At 52.3% G+C, this 14,260-nt stretch carries 13 protein-coding genes and 1 tRNA gene; 9 read left to right on the top strand and 5 right to left on the bottom strand.

Features of this window, described 5'->3' with window-relative positions:
• Positions 1-12: 12 nt before the first annotated feature.
• The 4 genes from QQL62_RS04965 to QQL62_RS04950 form a co-directional block, all read right to left on the bottom strand.
• Positions 13-762 (bottom strand): sulfite exporter TauE/SafE family protein, encoded by a 750-nt coding sequence (locus QQL62_RS04965; RefSeq protein ID WP_284376593.1) that lies wholly within the window; start codon positions 760-762, stop codon positions 13-15.
• A 7-nt stretch (positions 763-769) separates the two neighbouring features.
• Positions 770-1,642, bottom strand: coding sequence for an NAD(P)-dependent oxidoreductase (locus tag QQL62_RS04960; protein WP_284376592.1), 873 nt, complete (start codon positions 1,640-1,642; stop codon positions 770-772).
• Between the two features lie 219 nt (positions 1,643-1,861).
• Positions 1,862-3,064, bottom strand: a complete 1,203-nt coding sequence (locus tag QQL62_RS04955; RefSeq protein ID WP_284376591.1) for an NAD(P)/FAD-dependent oxidoreductase — start codon at positions 3,062-3,064, stop codon at positions 1,862-1,864.
• A 65-nt stretch (positions 3,065-3,129) separates the two neighbouring features.
• The gene (locus tag QQL62_RS04950; RefSeq protein WP_284376590.1) at positions 3,130-4,389 is read right to left on the bottom strand and encodes a 3-deoxy-D-manno-octulosonic acid transferase; all 1,260 of its coding nucleotides are present in this window, start codon (positions 4,387-4,389) and stop codon (positions 3,130-3,132) included.
• Between the two features lie 100 nt (positions 4,390-4,489).
• Between QQL62_RS04950 and QQL62_RS04945 the strand changes: the two genes are divergently transcribed.
• The 8 genes from QQL62_RS04945 (at position 4,490) to QQL62_RS04910 (ending at position 11,705) form a co-directional block, all read left to right on the top strand.
• A complete protein-coding gene (locus QQL62_RS04945; protein WP_284376589.1) occupies positions 4,490-5,569 on the top strand; it encodes an N-acetylneuraminate synthase family protein in 1,080 nt (359 codons plus the stop codon).
• On the top strand, positions 5,566-6,696 hold the full coding sequence (neuC, locus tag QQL62_RS04940) for a UDP-N-acetylglucosamine 2-epimerase (protein ID WP_284376588.1): 1,131 nt from the start codon (positions 5,566-5,568) through the stop codon (positions 6,694-6,696). Before QQL62_RS04945 ends, neuC begins: the two co-directional genes overlap by 4 nt.
• A gap of 11 nt (positions 6,697-6,707) precedes the next feature.
• The gene (locus tag QQL62_RS04935) at positions 6,708-8,105 is read left to right on the top strand and encodes a 3-deoxy-D-manno-octulosonic acid transferase (protein WP_284376587.1); all 1,398 of its coding nucleotides are present in this window, start codon (positions 6,708-6,710) and stop codon (positions 8,103-8,105) included.
• The gene (locus tag QQL62_RS04930; protein WP_284376586.1) at positions 8,102-9,034 is read left to right on the top strand and encodes a Gfo/Idh/MocA family protein; all 933 of its coding nucleotides are present in this window, start codon (positions 8,102-8,104) and stop codon (positions 9,032-9,034) included. The genes QQL62_RS04935 and QQL62_RS04930 overlap by 4 nt, the downstream gene beginning before the upstream one ends.
• Positions 9,031-9,729 carry an acylneuraminate cytidylyltransferase family protein gene (locus QQL62_RS04925; RefSeq protein WP_284376585.1) on the top strand — a complete coding sequence of 233 codons (699 nt, stop codon included), beginning with the start codon at positions 9,031-9,033 and terminating at the stop codon, positions 9,727-9,729. The genes QQL62_RS04930 and QQL62_RS04925 overlap by 4 nt, the downstream gene beginning before the upstream one ends.
• Positions 9,726-10,511: an SDR family NAD(P)-dependent oxidoreductase gene (locus QQL62_RS04920; RefSeq protein WP_284376584.1), complete on the top strand. Its 786-nt coding sequence runs from the start codon at positions 9,726-9,728 to the stop codon at positions 10,509-10,511. The genes QQL62_RS04925 and QQL62_RS04920 overlap by 4 nt, the downstream gene beginning before the upstream one ends.
• Before the next feature lie 9 nt (positions 10,512-10,520).
• Positions 10,521-11,399, top strand: coding sequence for a lysophospholipid acyltransferase family protein (locus QQL62_RS04915; RefSeq protein WP_284376582.1), 879 nt, complete (start codon positions 10,521-10,523; stop codon positions 11,397-11,399).
• A 232-nt stretch (positions 11,400-11,631) separates the two neighbouring features.
• Positions 11,632-11,705, top strand: a tRNA-Gly gene (locus tag QQL62_RS04910).
• 184 nt (positions 11,706-11,889) lie between these two features.
• On the opposite strand, the gene QQL62_RS04905 is transcribed toward QQL62_RS04910, so the two are convergent.
• Positions 11,890-12,213, bottom strand: a complete 324-nt coding sequence (locus QQL62_RS04905; RefSeq protein WP_284376581.1) for a hypothetical protein — start codon at positions 12,211-12,213, stop codon at positions 11,890-11,892.
• A 188-nt stretch (positions 12,214-12,401) separates the two neighbouring features.
• Between QQL62_RS04905 and QQL62_RS04900 the strand changes: the two genes are divergently transcribed.
• The gene (locus QQL62_RS04900) at positions 12,402-14,198 is read left to right on the top strand and encodes an ABC transporter transmembrane domain-containing protein (protein WP_284376580.1); all 1,797 of its coding nucleotides are present in this window, start codon (positions 12,402-12,404) and stop codon (positions 14,196-14,198) included.
• The last annotated feature ends 62 nt before the right edge of the window (positions 14,199-14,260 follow it).

Here is a 14,260-nt window from a genome sequence, read left to right as displayed (position 1 = left end):
AATAGCTATCTCTTACACATACCAAATCGCGCGGCGGAACATATTCAGCGCCAGCAGTGCAAACAGGCACAGGATCGCATTGTGAAATTGTGCAGCCGATAGGCGGGTGCGGATTTTTTCACCAATGCTAAATCCTAGTATAGTAGGGATGACCATGGCCATCGACACCAACGCCAGATCACCCTGCATGAAACCAATCGTGGTATAGCTGATTAGCAGTGGGAAACTGCCTGCAAGTATTAGAAACCCTGTGGCGCGAATGAATTCATCTTTCTTGACGCGCGCGCTGGTTAGATACATCGCCATAGGTGGCCCCCAACCAGCAGTCATCCCACCGATCAGCCCAGCAAACAATGAAAAGCCTACCTGTGCATGGCGATCATACCGAGCCGGAATGGGCGGCACCAAATCGCGCCAAGAGGCCACAACAAAAATCAATATCCCAATGCCCAACACAACGATCAAACCGCGATCCGGGATATCGCGGGTGAGATAGGAAGTAGCCCCAACACAGCAAAACAAAATGACAGCAAACACCCAATAACGCCTTGCGGTACGTAAAAATTCACCGGCTCGGTAGCTCTGCCAAACATTTGTGCCGAGCATTGGGAAAATCACCAAGGCAATCGCGGTGCGAGGCTCGATAGCAATTAACATAAAGGCAATGGCCGCGCTGGGCAGGCCCAAGCCGACTAACCCCTTGATGGCGCCAGCCAGGAAAAAAGACGCAGCCGCAACCACAAGGGTGATATCAGGGGGCATTGCCGTGTTATCCCGCGCTGGTCAGACGTTTTAGCAGAGATGAGGTATCCCAGCGGCCACCACCCATTTTTTGCACATCTTTGTAAAATTGGTCTACTAGGGCGGTAACGGGCAGGCTGGCGCCGATATCATCAGCGGTTGAAAGGCAGATATTTAGATCCTTGCGCATCCAATCCACAGCAAACCCGTGATCAAATTGATCTTCGAGCATGGTTGCAAATCGATTCTCCATTTGCCAACTACCCGCGGCACCTTGGCTGATCACCTCGACTACGTCGCGCCCGTCAAGGCCGGCTTTCTGGGCAAAATGCAAGGCCTCGGATAGACCTTGAACCAAGCCTGCAATGGCGATTTGGTTACACATTTTGGTCACTTGACCTGCAGTGCTATCCCCAATGCGGCGGCATATTTTGGCATAGGCTGCGATAATCGGTTCAGCCTGATCATAGGCGGATTGAGTCCCGCCGCACATTACCGATAGTGCGCCGTTTTCTGCCCCTGCTTGGCCACCGGATACCGGCGCATCGACAAAGGCAATGGCTTGATCAGCGGCGGTTGCATATAGCTCTGTAGTTACCTTGGCCGATACAGTGGTGTGATCTACGAATACGCTGCCCTCTTTCATACCCGCAAAGGCTCCATCATCGCCCAAACAAATGGCGCGCAGGTCATCGTCATTTCCCACACAGGCCATTACAAAATCTGCGTCCTGTACGGCCTTTTGTGGGGTTTCAGCGGCATTTCCTGAGTGGGATTTGGCCCACGCTTCTGCCTTGGAGGGCGTGCGGTTATACACCGTGACCTTGTGCCCTGCGGCTGCCAAATGGCCAGCCATCGGATACCCCATCACACCCAATCCTAAAAATGCAACTTTTACCATAATTCTCTGTCCTGTTACTGCTTGGCCAGAGCCTAGGCAGTTTAGGCGATTGTGGAAACCAAAAAACGGCCCCCAGCGCGGAAAATGCGCATACAAACCTGTTGCCCCGTATCAAACACTACCCAGAGCCGCTGCCCCCAAAGGGGCGAAACGTTTCGATGGTAAAACCTGCGGGGGCAGGGCGTCTACGCCCAAAGCCGTACAAGAATTCAAAACCAACTAAATTAGGGCTGTTTCGTTTTTTGCGCGGCCATCCAATAGGCGCTGTGGTCCCAGCGCGCCAAGGTCTAGGGTCTGAAACCCACCATAGGTAATCAGCTCGGATAATGCGCGCCCCATTGCAGGGGCCTGTTGCAGGCCATGGCCTGAAAATCCGTTGATATAAAACATATTTTTTACAGTGGTATCGGCGCCAATAATAGCATTGCGATCAAATGTATTCACCGCGTAATGCCCAACCCAAGAGTGCATCACCTTGATCCGTTCAAATTCCGGAATGCGGTTGGCCAAGCTGGGCCACAGCTTATCCATCCACAGATCATGATCCTCGGCGAAATCATCATAGGCCACGGCGGGATCGATGTCAGGGGTACATCCGGCCATGTAATAGTCGCCATCCGAGCGCACATGCATGCCATTCGGGTCTATCGTAAGGGGCAGAACCTCCCCCAGCGGATTTTCAGCCGCAAAAACATAGGTGTGGCGCTTGTGCGGTTCAACCGGCAGATTTAGCCCTGCCATCTGCGCCAGTTGCGCGGCACGTGGGCCTGCGGCATTTATCAGCGTACCACAGCTGATCGTTTCGCCACTGTTAAGGGCAATATGCTGAACCGATGCGCGATCCGGGGCGGTGGTAATCCCCACAACCTTGTTGCAAATATATTCCGCCCCACCGGCAATTGCCAAACGTTTCCACCATTGAAACAGGGCGTTGCCGTCGAAGTAACCCTCATTCAGATTATTGTAATTGGCGCAAATAATATCCTCGACATTCATAAAGGGATAGGCGCGGCGCAGGGCCTCTTGGTCTAATGTACGGGTGCCAGCACCCAGCTGTGCCTGCATCATCTGATTGTTTTGCAAATGCGTGGCAAATTCTGGTGTGTTGGCCAAATACAGATAGCCAAAGTTCTGCACCGAAAGTTTGGGGATACGGCTATCGCGTGCGATTTCTGGGAATTGCTGGATAAACTCGGCACAATATTGCGATATTTTTACGTTAACGGGGGTTGAGAATTGTTGACGCATGCAACTGTTTGTGTGGCTGGTGGATGCGAATTCATAGGTGGGATCGCATTCAATTACCAAAATCGATCCATTGAAATCTGGGTTATGGGTCAGAAACCATGCAACCGACGAGCCCATAATGGCACCCCCAACGATGACCACATCATAGGTTTTATTCTGGGCTGAACTTTCCATGTAATGCTCGCTGATTTTTTCAGAATGCTGCGCCAAATCAGTAGCCTGTGTCCAGCGCTATTTTCCTATTCAGGGGCAATCAATGCCAGCAAATTTCGTGCCAGCCCTTCTAATTCAGGGTGCGGGGTTGTGGCCAATTTTTGAGCGGTATCGGTTGGATGCTTTGGGGCCAGAAGAGCCTGTGCCAACGCACTGGGGGTGGTGATTTCAATGGCAGCCTTGGCCTGATGAAAGCGAGCGTAATCATCAGCAAAATTATAGGTATTCGGGCCGTGGATAATGGCACATGCTAGGCGTGCGGGTTCATAGGGGTTATGCCCGCCAATATCTGCGATTGACCCGCCAATAAACCCCGCAGCGGCCAGATCATACCACAGGCCCATATTACCGATTTCGGTTTCAATATAGATGCTAGCGCTTTGGCTGGGTAGGGCCTCTTGGATCAGACTGTTGCTGAGGTGGGTATCGGCGGCGATATGGTGCGCGCGGGCGGGATCTCTGGGGGCGATGATCAATGCAGCGTCTGGCGCGAACTTGCGGTACTCTTGGTGGGCCTCAATACAGAACATCTCTTCGTTTGGATGGGTTGAAGCGGCCACCCAAACGGGCCGATCCCCGAGATGTCTGCGCCATATGTGAAGCTTCTCTTTATCAAGATGTAGGGCAGGGGCGCTGGCCTTTAGCGAACCTGTAATCTGAATATCCGTGCCCTTGGGGGTTAGGGTCTCAAAATTCGTATGGCTGATCGTATCTTGTACCGAAATGAGATCGAAACGCGCATAAACCGCACGAAACAGTGATTTTAAGCGCGCCTTAGAGGCAAAGGATTTCTGATCCATCCGCCCGTTTACAATGGCCAGCGGAATGGCACGCCTGTGGCATTGATGGATCATCGCCGGCCAGATATCGCGTTCGGCCCAGATCGATAGATCTGGTTTCCAGTGATCCAAAAAGCGTGTAACAAATGGCATGCAATCCAGCGGTAAATACTGATGCACACTGCGTGGCGGCAGATTATCCGCCAGCGCGGTGGCGGCATTTCTAACCGAGGTGGTGATCAAAAAATGCGCCGCGGGATCTAGCTGGGACATTCGGGTGATCAATGCAGGCAAAGCGAGCACCTCGCCCACCCCCACCGCATGCATCCAAATCAGCCGCCCCTGTGGGCGCATGTGGCTGGCAAATCCCAGTTTTTCCTGTAGGCGATCTGGGTCTTCTTTACCCTTAGCTAGGCGTTTTTGCAGGTGGCGCGATGCCACGGGGGCCATGCAGTGCGATAGGGCTAAATAGAGGCCAAGCAGCGGAGAGAAAGTCGATGCGAACAATGGGTAGCGCCTTGGGGTTGAGGGGGTTAACAATTCTATCGATGTCTAACGCAATTCGTTGCGCTTGGGAAATGGACAAAAAACCGAACATGAATTGCGCATGGGTGATTTCGCCGCTAAAACAGAGAAAAACAAAGGCAGTAATATGAAAATTGCAGGGCGCGAAATTTCATCTCAACACCCCCCATTGGTTATCGCTGAAATTGGTATTAACCATGGCGGTGATCTGGCCGTAGCCAAGGAAATGGCCCGCTTGGCCGCCGAATCTGGATGCGAGATGATCAAGCATCAGACCCATATCGTTTCTGATGAAATGACCGAGGAAGCCCGTCAAATTTTCCCACCCAATGCGGATGTTTCGATCTGGGAGGTGATGGAGCGTTGTGCATTGTCACAGGAAGACGAGATCGCACTAAAGGCCTATGTAGAAGAGCTGGGGATGATATATATCTCTACTCCGTTCTCGCGTGCAGCGGCGGATTTTCTAAATGACATTAATGTGCCTGCGTTTAAAATTGGCTCGGGCGAGGCGGATAACCTGCCCCTGATCCGGCATATCGCCAGTTTTGGCAAACCTGTGATCATGTCTACGGGGATGCAAACCATCGAAACTGTGCGGGCATCGGTTGAAATCCTGGATGCGGCGGGCATTGAATATGCGCTGCTGGAATGCACCAATCTTTACCCCTCGCCGCCTGAAATCGTATCCTTGCAAGGGGTGGTTGATTTGCAAAATGCCTTCCCCAATGCGGTTGTCGGATTTTCTGACCATTCGATTGGGCCTGAAATGGCCTTGGCCTCTGTAGCGCTGGGGGCCTGTATTTTGGAACGCCACTATACCGATACGATGGAACGCGATGGCCCCGATATCATTTGCTCAATGGATCCCGCAGAACTGGCGGTGATGGTGCAGAAATCGCGCGATATACACACGGCCTTGCACAACGCAAAAAAACGTACCGGCCCGGAGGAAGACGTGTATCGCTTTGCTCGTGGGTCTGTGGTGGCGGATCGTGATCTGCCGGCAGGTCAGGTAATCACTGAGGCTGATATTTGGGCGCGCCGCCCGGGGTCGGGCGAAATTGCGGGGTTTGAATTTGATCAGGTTGTCGGCAAGACATTGAAACATGCGGTGACTTTTAATCAACAATTGCGCTGGTCGGATTTCGAAGATCAATGAGAAAGCGTATTGTATTCGTCACTGGAACCCGCGCGGATTTCGGTAAAATCGAGCCCCTGGCTATTGCGGCGCGGGATGCGGGGCATGATGTGTCGTTTTTCATCACGGGCATGCACATGATGGAACGCTATGGGCTGACCAAGATCGAGGTCTCTCGCGTTTCTGGCGTGGGCTTGATCGAATTTACCAACCAAGTCGAAGGCGACCCCCAAGATTTGATTCTGTCTAAAACTATTTTGGGGTTTTCGGATTTTCTGAAAGAGAACCCCCATGATTTGGTCGTGGTGCATGGGGATCGGATCGAGGCTTTGGCCTGTTCGTTGGTTTGTGCCACAAATTATGTGCGTTTTGCGCATATCGAGGGGGGCGAGGTATCCGGAACCATCGACGAGGTATTCCGCCATTGTAACACTAAATTGGCCACCTATCATTTCGTCAGTTCTGACCAAGCCAAAGAGCGGGTGCAGGTTCTGGGCGAGCCCGAGAGCTCGATCTATGTGCTTGGCTCGCCAGAGCTGGATACCCACGGGGTGCCCACGGGGCTGGATATTCAAACCGTCCTTGATCACTATGAAATTCCCTTTGATGAATATGGTGTGGTGCTGTTCCACCCTGTCACATCCGAGGCCGCAACCATGGGCGCACAGGCCAGGGATTTGTTTGACAATCTGGACAAAAGCGGCAAAAACTTTGTGGTCATTTCGCCAAACAATGACCCTGGCTCGGTTGATATTTTTGCGGTGCTAGAAGGGTTATCACCCCAGCGGTTCAAACGTATACCCTCTATGCGATTTGCCTATTTTTCAGAACTGTTGCGCAATGCGCAGGCCCTGATCGGTAATTCTAGTGCTGGCGTGCGAGAGGCGCCCTTTCTGGGGATTGCCAGTTTGGATATTGGATCGCGCCAGACCAATCGTTCACAGGCCAAATCAATCACTGCAGCAGCTGCAAATGATCATGAAACCATCGCAGGTTTTTTTAAACAATCTTGGGGGCGGCGGTTTGAGCGGGATCAAAGCTTTGGTGCGGGCAGCACCGCAAAACGCTTTGTAGAGGTGATCAATCAACCTAAGTTTTGGGAAGCAGATATGCAGAAAACCTTTGTTGATTATGACAAGAACACCTAGGGCTACGCGCGATGCCGTCTGAGAAAAACTTCCCGTCTTTGCGTCTGCGCTGTGCCATGCTGCCCTACAAGCTGTTCTGGCTGCTTGGCCTGCCATTCGCGTTGATCTATCTGTTTTTGCGAGGGCGAAAGGATCGCCTGTACACGCAATTCTTGGGTGAAAGGTTTGGCTTTTATCGGCAGAATCTAAATGCCGACTTGTGGGTTCACGCTGTTTCATTGGGCGAGTTGCGTTCTGCGGCGCCGATCATTCAGGCCTTCCTTGATCGAGGTCAGCGCGTGGTGGTCAGCAATTTTACCCCAGCCGGTCGGCGCGAAACGATGCGGATGTTCGAAGGCGCGATCACGGCGGGTGATTTGGCCGTGGTTTATGCGCCTGCGGAATATCATTGGTGTTATGCACGGTTTTTCAGGGCGTTTAAGCCTAACCTTGGGTTGGTGATGGAGGTCGAGTTATGGCCGCAGATGGTCTTTTCCGCACGCCGCGCAGGTGTGGCGCTGTTCTTGTGTAATTCCCAGTATCCCGAGCACAGCTTCAAGCGTGACAGCGGGCGGATATTAGGCGCGCGCGGAGATTTGATTGCGGGCTATGCGGGGGTTTTGGCTAAATCCGAAATCCAAGAGGCGCGGTTTCGTGCATTTGGGGCCAGCAATGTTGAAATCATGGGCGAGACCCGATTTGATCAACCCATCGCGCCGCATCTGCTGGATGCCAGCGCGGCCTTAACCCGCCTTGGTGTGTTGGGCGCACGCCCAGTGGTGACATTGGCCAGTGTGGTGGTGGGCGAGGATGCAATCTATCTACAGGCCATAGAGCAGATTCAGGCACGCGCCCGAAAGGCCGGTAATCCGTTGCCACTATTTATCTACGTGCCACGGGCACCCGAGCGCTTTGAAGAGTGTTATGAATTGCTGATTGAACAGGGGCAACGGGTCGAACGCCGCTGTGATCTATTTGATGAAAACCTAAACATGATCACACCGGTTCAATCGCAAACCGATGTTTTGCTTGGGGATAGCCTTGGCGAGATGTATTTCTATTTGGATCTATGCCATGCTGCCATCGTGGGGGGTGGTTTTTTGGATAGCGGCGCGCATAACATCATTGAACCCTTGGCCTTGGCCAAACCTGTGTTCGTGGGACCAGTGACTTGGTCAATTGAATATCCAGCGCAAGAGGCCCTACAGGCAGGGGTTTTGGCACAGGTGGCAAGTGCTGATGAACTGGCTGAACGCCTATATGAACGCCTGTATGAGCTTAAAGATCGCGATCACATGTCTGCCAAAGCGGCGGCGTTTTTTCAGGCCCACGAAGGGGGCGGGGCCAAGGCTGTAGCCCATTTGCCTGACATGCTGGTACGCGCTGGATATCAACGCCATGGTGCGAAAATGAAGGATGTATTCAAATGAGCATCGCGGTAATTGGATCAGGGGCCATTGGCCAGCGCCACGCACATAATTTAGATGTGCTGGGCGAGCAGGTTCAGCTGATCTCGATGCGCGCGGCGGGGCTGTCGGGGGTCGAGGCGGTTTTTGGCGAGGGTGTAGAAGCCGCGATTATCTGTACAGAAACCCAGATGCGCATTCCGGTGATAGAACTAGCAGCACGTCACGACATCCCCGTGTATATCGAAAAACCAGTGGCCTTTCGCTCTTCGGACTTGATGGAAATTGAGGCGCTCTTAGGGGATTTGGGGCGGCGCAGTTTCGTCGGCTATATGATGCGCTATCACCCTGCGGTTCAGTATCTTGCGGCCCAAGATCATGCACTGGTCTACCGCTTTTGTTTTGAGATCGGCCATGATGTCACTCAATGGCGGCAGAACTGGCGCTTTGAGGATAGCTATGCCGCCAAACCAGAGGGCGGGGGCGTTTTGCTGGATTTATGCCACGAAATCGATATGGCACAGGTGGTTTTAGGGCCACTAACAGTGCAAGGTGTCAGTGCCGTTGGCCATGGTGCTTATCCGGGTGTTGATTTTTCCAGCCAGCTATCGTTGACCTCTGATACCGCGCAGGGGGTTGTGGCGATGGATTACATAAATCCGATCAGCACACGGCGGATGGTGTTGTTCGGGCAGGATCAGAATATCACATTTGATTTTGCTAATGATCGCTACACAATCCAGCGTGATAATGGCGCTCAGCAGTTGGATCTATCCATTGATCGCCAGCAGATGTTCCAAAATGCTATGGCAGATTTTATCACACTTGTGCGTAGTGGACAGGCACAAAACCCAATCGCGCCGGTTTTTGCCAAGGAAATGGCCTCTTGTGCAGTGATCTGTACCGCCTACGAACAGCGCAAATTTACCTCTACTTTAGGAGCGAAAACATGATTATTGGACATATCGGTGTGCGGGCGGGGTCTAAGGGGCTGTCTGGTAAAAACATGCGCGAGATTAACGGGAAACCGTTGTTGCAATGGAGCCTTGATCAGCTGCTGGATCATCCGCAGATTGACTGCGTGGTGGTCTCAACGGATGGGCAGGATTATTTGGATTTTGCAGTATCTAAGGGGGCGTTGGATATCGGGCTGCGCCCTGCCTATTTGGCATCGGACACAGCATCAAAATGGAACGTCTGGGAACATGCGCTAGAGGCGGTCGAGCAAAAAACCGGCCAAGTGGCGGATATTTTTGTGGATCTGGACGCCACATCACCCCTGCGTATTCCCCAAGATATTACAGATGCGATAAACCTGTATCAAACCCAATCACCCGATATGGTGATGTCTTGTACGGATGCACGTAAAAACCCCTATTTCAATTTGGTAGAGCCTGATGCTACAGGCGCGCTTCAGGTGTCGAAACCTCTGCCAAACAAAGTGGTCGCCCGCCAGCAGGCCCCAGTGGTCTATGAACATGCGGCCTCTACCTATGTTTTGGACCCCGACTATCTGCGTCGTGCCTCATCGCTGTTTGACGGACGGGTCATCCCCTATCTGATGCCCGCAGGGCGGTGTTTCGATATCGACTCGCCAGAAGATTTTGAATATGTAGAATTCCTGATGAAAAAGAGAGCCCAAGCATGACCGATCTAAGTGACAAGAGCATATTCCTTACTGGATCAGGTGGGGTTCTTGGTTCTACCTATGTGCGGCGTATGCTGGATGCTGGGGCGCGGGTGATTGCCTCGGAATTGCCCGGTGCGCGTTATGATGGCTTGGCTGCAAAATTTGGCCAGAATGAGAATTTTGCCCTTTATGAGATGGATGTGGCAGATGAGGCGGCTGTTGGGGATACGGTGTCGCAAATTCTGGCAGATGGGCACAAGCCCAATGTGTTCTTTAACAATGCCTCGATCACTGGCGAGATGCTGATGAAGGCAGGGGCTGAATTTCCTGATCTGGCCAATACTACGCTGGACAGCTGGAACAAGGCCTTGTCGGTAAACTTGACGGGGCCGTTTCTATTGGCCCGCGAGATTGACCGACAGGTCCTGGGGAAATGGGATCTAAAACTGATCAACATTGCCTCGATGTATGCATTGCGCGCCCCCCATCACGATATCTACGAGGGTATGCCGTTCAAAAACTTTAGCGCCTATCAGGCGACCAAGGCGGGGATACATGGGCTGACACTGTGGTTGGCCAGTTCTTGGCGCCATAAGGCCACGGTGAACACCCTAGCCCCTGGTGCGGTGTTTAATGGGCATTCCGAAGAGTTTCAAAAACGGGTTTCTGAATTGATCATGCAGGGGCGTATGGCTCAGCCCGACGAAATCGCGGATGTCGCACTGTTTTTGTCTAGCTCTGGTGCTAATCACATGACCGGGCAATTTGTAAATGTGGATGGCGGGTACTCTGCTTGGTAGGGGGCCGGCATGTCTGTAAAATACTGGATCCAAAATGCCGCCCTAAGGGGAATTATGGGCGGGCTGTTTCTGTTGCCCTATCACCTGCGTGTGCCTCTGGCGGGGGTTTTCATGTCAAAAGTTGTAGCGCCAATGGCAGGGTACCGGACTCGTACGCGCGATAATCTGCGCCATGTGTTACCTGACCTGTCTGCAGCAGAAATAGAACAGGTTGTTGATCAGGCCCCAAATAACGCTGGGCGCACGATCATGGAATTGTATTCAGCACAGAAATTTCTATCAATTGTAAGGGATCCAAAAATAAGCGGGTCAGGCCACGCGTTGCTGATGCAGGCACTTGCTGATGGTCGCCCTGTATTGATCGTTTCTGGCCATATCGGGAATTATGATGCGGTGCGCGGCTATTTAGCGGGGCAGGGGTATCAGGTGGGCGGCCTGTATCGCCCCTTGAACAATCGCCATATGAACGCCCATTATCTGTCGGCCATTTCACAGATCGGTACCCCGCTGTTCGAGCGGGGCCGCAAGGGGCTGGCGCATTTGGTGCGCCATCTGCGCGGTGGTGGGCCTGTGGCCCTGTTGCATGATCAACGTATGCAATCTGGTATAGAGATCGATTTTTTCGGCAAGCCTGCCTTGACCGCGCTGTCGGTAGCAGAAATGGCATTGAAGTATGACGCACTGTTGGTGCCGGCCTATGGTATTCGTCTGGCGGATGGTCTGAACTTCGAGGTCCACTTCGAAGCGCCGGTCACCCATAGCACCCCGAAGGCGATGATGCAGGCGCTTAACCTGTCGCTTGAAAATCAAATACGAAATAATTTGGGCCAATGGCTGTGGTTTCACAAGCGTTGGAAACCGCGCCCCCCGCCCGACAAAAACAAGTAAACCGCCTATCAGCAATCTTGCACCCATACTGCAGGTAACAGCGGTTGGCTTGATGATTGTGGTTGGTCTTTTGGGCTGGAAATTGGTTGATTAATTTATGCGGCTAGGCGCCAAGGCGATGCCGTGGCAGGGGAGGCATGATTGCGCGTGCTGGGTGCACTAAAACTTTGATTTCAGATGAACTACCTTCTTGACGGCGCAGGGGGATTGAAATATGAGGTGAATTCTCAGAGCGGGCGTTGTGTAATGGTAAGACCTCAGCCTTCCAAGCTGATGACACGGGTTCGATTCCCGTCGCCCGCTCCAGAGAATTTATCTCCAGAAATGTTAAAGATAATGGGCTGATGTCTGAGCTTGGGCGTTGATTCCATTGGCATAAATCGGCAAAAACACCCAAGTAAAATACAACTTGGCGACAAAGGGCTGACGTGTGACAGATGCGTGCAATTGGGAATATAACGCACGCTCCACCAAGATTTAGGTGCTGTGATTAGGCGATGGATTTAAACAGCTTGCCTGTCAAAATTGATTTCTCAACCGCCTTCCAAGAGCGACGATCACGCGTGATATCCGCATCCTTCATCCAGTTAATCAGGCTCTCGGGAAGATTAACATCGCCACCCATTGTGTGCATTTTATAATAGGCGATACGGTTGTGGTATCCATCGGGACGCAGACGGGTGCTGTGCAAGCGCCACCACTCTTTCAGGTCACGTGAAAACTCTTCCAGTTCCCCTTGGTGATCCTGTGGGTTGCGTATCAAATCTTTGGGCAATTGCGGTCCAATTGCCGGGGGGGCTATGTTCCTATACATTGGCAGATCTCGTAGGTTATAAAGTCAACTTAGAATTTCCGACGCAGAATCGGTTATAAACATTCGTTACAAATAATTTATGTTAATTTTACATTCTGTAAAAGTGATAAATATCACTCTTTTATTGAAATCGGGCAAAATTGCGGCTTTGGCTTGCGGTGGGGCGCGGTTGTGAATACTCATTCCCTATGTCTACACCAGAATCTACCGCCGCAATCGCAGAAGACCGCCAAAAGGGCAAACGGGTTGGCGCCCTAAAAGGTCTTATTCCGTTTCTAAAGCCCTATCGCTGGCTCGTGGCCTCGGCACTGTTTATGTTGACGTTTACGGCAGCGATTTCCCTGATACTTCCGCTGGCGGTCCGCCGCGTTGTTGATGGATTTCAACAAGAGAGCGATCCTGCGCTACTTGATCGCTACTTCATGTCGGCGATTTTTGTCGCCGGTTTGATGGCGGTGGGATCTGCGGTGCGCTATGCTCTGGTCACACGGTTGGGTGAGCGGGTGGTCGCGGACATTCGCCGTGCGGTTTACGATAAAATGATCGGCATGAGCCCCGCTTTCTATGAAAAACTGCTTACTGGCGAGGTGCTTAGCCGCATCACCACGGACACCACGCTTATACTTTCGGTGATAGGATCATATTTGTCTTTTGCCCTGCGCAATTTACTGATGTTCCTTGGTGGATTGATCCTTTTGTTTATCACATCGGCAAAACTAACTGCTTTGGTTTTACTTTTGGTACCGTTTATTCTGATTCCAATTTTCGCCTTGGCACGCAGAGTGCGTAGCCTAAGCAAGATCAACCAAGACAAGATCGCCCAGAGCTCTGGCAACGCATCCGAAAGCCTCTTGGCAGCGCAGACGGTTCAGGCCTTTACGCATGAGGCCGTATCGCGGGCGCGATTTGGTGCGCTAACAGAACAGGCCTATGATGCAACCCGCGCACGGGTCACTATCCGCGCGGTGATGACGGCGATTGTAATTTTCCTGATATTCACAGGGATTGTCGCGGTGCTATGGATTGGTGCACGGGATGTACGTGCAGGTACAATGACAGCAGGTGTTTTGGTACAGTTTGTGATCTATGCGGTAATTGTGGGGGCCTCGGTTTCGGCCTTTGCCGAGTTCTGGGGCGAAATGCAACGTGCGGCTGGGGCAACTGAGCGTTTGGTTGAGTTATTGAATGCCGAAGACGAGGTGCTGGATCCCCAGAATCCGCAACAATTGCAGCACCCAGTTGTTGGCGAAATCACGTTTCAGGATGTGACCTTTCGCTATCCAGCGCGCCCCAAGGTGACCGCGCTGGATAAGCTGAATTTAAATGTCAAATCTGGTGAGACCCTCGCCTTGGTCGGCCCTTCCGGGGCTGGTAAATCCACAGTATTTCAACTGCTTATGCGGTTCTTTGATGCAGAAAGTGGTACAATCTGTATCGATGGGCTACCCATCAACACTTTGGCGCGTGAAGAGTTCCGCCAACATTTGGCCATGGTACCCCAAGATCCGGTAATTTTTGCGACCTCGGCTATGGAAAACATCCGATTTGGTCGCCCAGCATCGACAGACGAAGAGGTGATTGCCGCCGCCAAGGCCGCCGCGGCACATGATTTCCTTATCGCCTTGCCAGATGGGTACGATAGCTATGTGGGCGAGCAGGGGGTGATGCTGTCTGGTGGGCAAAAGCAACGCTTGGCAATTGCGCGGGCGATTTTGCGCGATGCGCCGATCCTGTTGTTGGATGAGGCCACATCGGCCCTAGATGCCGAGAGTGAACAAGCGGTGCAATTGGCCGTAGATGCGTTGGCCAAGGAGCGTACGACCATTATCGTCGCACACCGGTTGGCCACGGTGAAAAAGGCCGATCGTATTGTGGTTTTGGACGAAGGGCGCATCATCGAGCAGGGCACGCATAATGATTTGATTGCCCGCGGTGGGTTATATGCGCGTTTAGCCAAATTACAATTTACGTCAGATACAGTATAGACCTTGCAATAGGTGAATAGGGCCCTACATTTCCCCTGTGACTAACAAATCAGGAGGGGTAA

The sequence above is a fragment of the Amylibacter marinus genome, assembly GCF_030160015.1.
GTDB lineage: Bacteria > Pseudomonadota > Alphaproteobacteria > Rhodobacterales > Rhodobacteraceae > Amylibacter > Amylibacter marinus.
Note: the sequence above shows the minus strand (reverse complement) of the source record. Positions and strands in the feature narration are given on the sequence as shown.